Below are 3,934 nucleotides of genomic sequence, written 5' to 3'. Positions count from 1 at the left end.
CGCGCGCGCCGCGGTCAGCGTCAGCGGCCGCCCGCGCTCCTTGGCCGGCACGCTGGCCGCGCCCGCGAACAGCACCGCGACGTCGATGACACCCACCCGGTCGGCCACGTCCTTGACCGCCGCCATCGAAGCGTTGTCGCCGCTGAGGTACACGGTCGGCACGCCGGACCCGGACAGCACGAACCCGGTTACCTCGCAGTTGACGTGACCGCTCGCGTCGCGCTGCCCGTCCGCCGGGCCGTGCACCGCCGGAACCGCTTGGGCCGCAAGCGATCCGGACAGCTGGTAGCTCTGCCAGGGCGCCACCCCCACCGCGGGCGGCCCCAACCGGGCGGCGGCGCCGGGGTGGGTGAGCACCAGCGGCGCGGCCAGCGCCATCCGGCGGCCCTCGTCGTCCAGGTTGTCGGGATGCTGGTCGTGGCTGATCAGCACCGCGTCCACCGCGCGGAGCGCCTCGGCGCTCACCGCGGGCCCGGCGAGCTTGGTCAGATACGCGTGCACCCCGGGCGGGTCGAACGTCGGGTCCATCACGATCCGCAGGCCCGCGATGTCGACCACCGTGGTCGGGCCACCCAGCACACCGATCGCGCAGGGGCGCCGCCGCGCATCCACCGATACGCTCATATTCCCCGCGCCCGGTCACGCCAATAGGGCTCGCGCAACTGGGTTTTCAGGATCTTCCCGCTCGCGTTACGGGGCAGCGAGTCCACGAAGTCCACGGTCCGCGGACATTTGAAGCCGGCCAGATGCTCACGGCAGAAGTCGATGACGCCCTGCGCGTCGACGTCGCCCCCGGCCACCACGATCGCCTTGACCGATTCGCCCCAGAAGTCGTCGGGCACACCGATCACCGCGGCATCGGCGACCGCCGGGTGCTTGAGGAGCACGCTTTCCACCTCGGGCCCGTACACGTTCTCGCCGCCGGTGATGATCATGTCCCTCAGCCGGTCTTCGATGTAGACGTAGCCGTCGTCGTCCAGGCGCCCGACGTCCCCGGTGCGCACCCACTCGTCGTCGGTGATCGTCTCGGCGGTCGCCTCCGGCCGGTTCAGGTAACCGCTCATGTTCTGGTTGCTGCGCACCCAGATCTCGCCGGGCTGCCCGGCGGGCACCGGGGCGCCCGTCTCGGGATCGACGACGCGAATCTCGGTGCCCAGCACCGCCTTTCCCGCCGCCAGCTGCAGGTGCGGGCGGGCGGAATCGCGGTGATCCGCGTCGCTCAGCGCGGTGACCGCCCCGCACAGTTCTGTCTGCCCGTACACCTGCACGAACCGGGTGTCGGGCCAGGTGGACAGCGCCCGATGCAGCAGCGGCAGCGGCATGGGGGCGGCCCCGTACACGATGTAGCGCAGGCCCGCGATGGTGGCGTGCGCCGCTTCGCCGGCGTCGAGGAACCGCGCGATCACCGGCGGGACGAAGAACGCGTGCGTAGCGCCGGCCCGCACCGCGCCCATCAGGGCGGCCGCGTCGGGTTCGCGGGTCATGACGGTGGGCACCCCGGCCCGAATCCCGAAGAGCGCGTAGCCGATTCCGCCGACGTGGAACAGGGGCATGGCCACCAGGTTCGCGTCCCCCTCGCCGAACGGGAACGCCGGGGCCAGATTCGCCGCGTGATTGACCAGCGCGCGCTGGCTCAGCAACACGCCCTTGGGCCGCCCCGTGGTGCCCGAGCTGTAGATCACCAGCGCGGTCTCGCCCTCGTCGACGTCCGCGTCGCCCTCCACGGGCGCCGCCGCCTCCAGCAGCGACTCGTACTCGTCGCCCACGACGACGATGCGTTCCACACCGGGCGCCCGTTCGGCGGCCGCCTCGGCCGCGGCCCGCAGCTCGGCGCCGGCGAAGACCAGCCGCGCCCCGCTGTCGGCGAGCACGTGCACCAGCTCGTCGCCGATGACCCGCCAGTTGACGATCGTCGTCACCGCCCCGATCGACGCCGCCGCGAACAGCACCTCGAGGCACGCGGGGTGGTTCTTGTCCAGGAACGCCACGCACTCACCGCGCCGCACACCGGCGTCGCGCAGCGCACCGGCGGTGCGGCGGATCCGCGCCGCCCAGTCCGCCCAGGACCACTGCCGTTCCCCGTAGCGGATCGCGACGGCGTCGGGCCGCTGCTGGGCGTGCCGGTCGACGAATCCGGCGAGCGTCTCCGTCGTGTCCGCCGCGGCGTCGGCTGGTGGCATGAATTCCTCCGGGTAAGTGAGTTCGTTCCTGTTGAGTGTGCACTGAGGGCTTTGACCGTGCGCTCAGGGCGGGCGCCGGACCGCTTTTCCGCCGTGGACGCACCCGCAAAACCCTGGTCGCACGCGCAGGGCCCGGGGTCCCACCCAACAGCCGTGGCCACCCGATCAGAGCATCGACTCGATCATCGCTCCGCCGTCGCTGGCGGCCTGCGCGGTCGCGTTGTTGTCCTGGCGGTAGTCGACGAACACCGACTGCCGGCTGGATGTGTTCAACAGCTCGGTGAAGGTGCCGATGACGGGAATCGGGCCCTGGGGCGCCAGCACGTCGGCGGTGTAGTCGATGGAGGCCCGCTGCTGGAATTTCGGACCCGACAACGTGCTGGTGTGCGGCTCGCTGACGTCCCGCACGTTGGTCAGGACGGCCGAGGCGCTGCCGGCCAACTGCGCTTTGTCCGCCTGCAGGGCGGCGACGACATCGGTCCCGCCCGCGGGTTTGACCGTGACCCGCATCTGCGCGCTCAGGTCGGCGTTGCTCAGCGCCACCCAGTTCGGGCCGCGGTGGCCGAGCGTCCAGCCGGGGGCGGGCACGATCGAGACGCCGTCGGCGATCGGGATCGCCTCGGCCGAGGCGAGCCGCACCGGCGCCGGCGCGCCCGCCGCGCCGATCGGCAGAAGGGCCGCCGCCACGGCGGTGGCCAGGACCGCTGCGACGGCGCCGGCCCGCCGCGGACGTATGGGATTGAGGATCGACGAGAACATGCGTGAGCTCCTGTTCCGGGCCTGGGCGAACGGGGGGATTCGCCGCTGGTTTCCACGATCCGCCCAAACGCGGGCGCTGTCCAAGACGGGATCGCTATTCGCTGATCGCTGCCCGTTATCAAACGATCGCCCGGCTACGGTGTTCGCCCACGCGTCCGCCGCCGGTGTGTCAACATGTCTGCGGCATAACACGATCCGAAAAGAGGCCCGACGTGGTGAACCCCGAACGCGTCCGCGCACGCACCTTCGTCGTGACCGGCGCCGCTTCCGGAATCGGCCTGGCGACCGCGCGGCGCCTCCTGGCCGAGGGGGCCACGGTGATCGGAGCCGACCTGGCCGCCGCGCCCGACCTGGGGCCCGGGTTCCGGTTTGTGACCGCCGACGTCACCGACGAGGCCGCGATCGCCGACGTGCTGGCCGCCGTGCCCGACCGCCTCGACGGCGTCCTGCACGCCGCGGGCGTCGCCGGGGGAGGCCCGGTCCACCTGCTCGACCGGACCGAATGGGATCGGGTGATCGGGATCAACCTGACCGGCACCTTCCTGGTCGCCAAGGCGGCGCTGGCCCGGATGATCGAGCAACCCCGCGTCGACGGCGAACGCGGTTCGCTGGTCACCGTCGCCAGCGTCGAGGGCCTGGAAGGCACGGCGGGCGGCAGCTCGTACAACGCGGCCAAGGGCGGCGTCGTGCTGCTCACCAAGAACATCGCGCTCGACTACGGGCCCAGCGGCATCCGGGCCAACGCCATCTGTCCGGGGTTCATCGAAACCCCCATGGCGCAAAGCGTCTTCGGCCTCCCGGGCATGGAGGGCCCGCTGCAATCCATCACCACCGAGCACGCCCTGCAGCGGCTGGGTCAGCCGGAGGAGGTGGCGGCCATGGCGGCGTTCCTGCTGTCGCCAGACGCCTCGTTCGTCAGCGGGCAGGCGATCGCCGTCGACGGGGGGTACACCGCCGGCCGCGACCACGGTGTGGTCAAACTCTTCGGCTTTCCC

The 3,934-nt window shown here is 71.9% G+C and carries 4 protein-coding genes; 1 reads left to right on the top strand and 3 read right to left on the bottom strand.

Going from position 1 to position 3,934, the window contains the following annotated elements:
• The 3 genes from HMPREF0591_RS27665 to HMPREF0591_RS27655 form a co-directional block, all read right to left on the bottom strand.
• The coding region (locus HMPREF0591_RS27665) for an MBL fold metallo-hydrolase (protein WP_040624249.1) at window positions 1–612 on the bottom strand (612 nt) is incomplete at its 3' end.
• A gap of 8 nt (window positions 613–620) precedes the next feature.
• On the bottom strand, window positions 621–2,180 hold the full coding sequence (locus HMPREF0591_RS27660) for a long-chain-fatty-acid--CoA ligase (RefSeq protein ID WP_007172086.1): 1,560 nt from the start codon (window positions 2,178–2,180) through the stop codon (window positions 621–623).
• A gap of 165 nt (window positions 2,181–2,345) precedes the next feature.
• Entirely contained in the window at window positions 2,346–2,819 is a 474-nt protein-coding gene (locus tag HMPREF0591_RS27655) for a hypothetical protein (RefSeq protein WP_040624248.1), read from the bottom strand.
• A gap of 332 nt (window positions 2,820–3,151) precedes the next feature.
• Here HMPREF0591_RS27655 and HMPREF0591_RS27650 point away from each other — a divergent pair.
• On the top strand, window positions 3,152–3,934 hold a 783-nt coding region (locus tag HMPREF0591_RS27650), incomplete at its 3' end, for an SDR family NAD(P)-dependent oxidoreductase (RefSeq protein ID WP_007172084.1).

This window comes from Mycobacterium parascrofulaceum ATCC BAA-614, assembly GCF_000164135.1.
In the GTDB taxonomy this organism is placed as follows: Bacteria; Actinomycetota; Actinomycetes; order Mycobacteriales; family Mycobacteriaceae; genus Mycobacterium; species Mycobacterium parascrofulaceum.
This window is presented reverse-complemented; position numbering and strand designations above follow the sequence as displayed.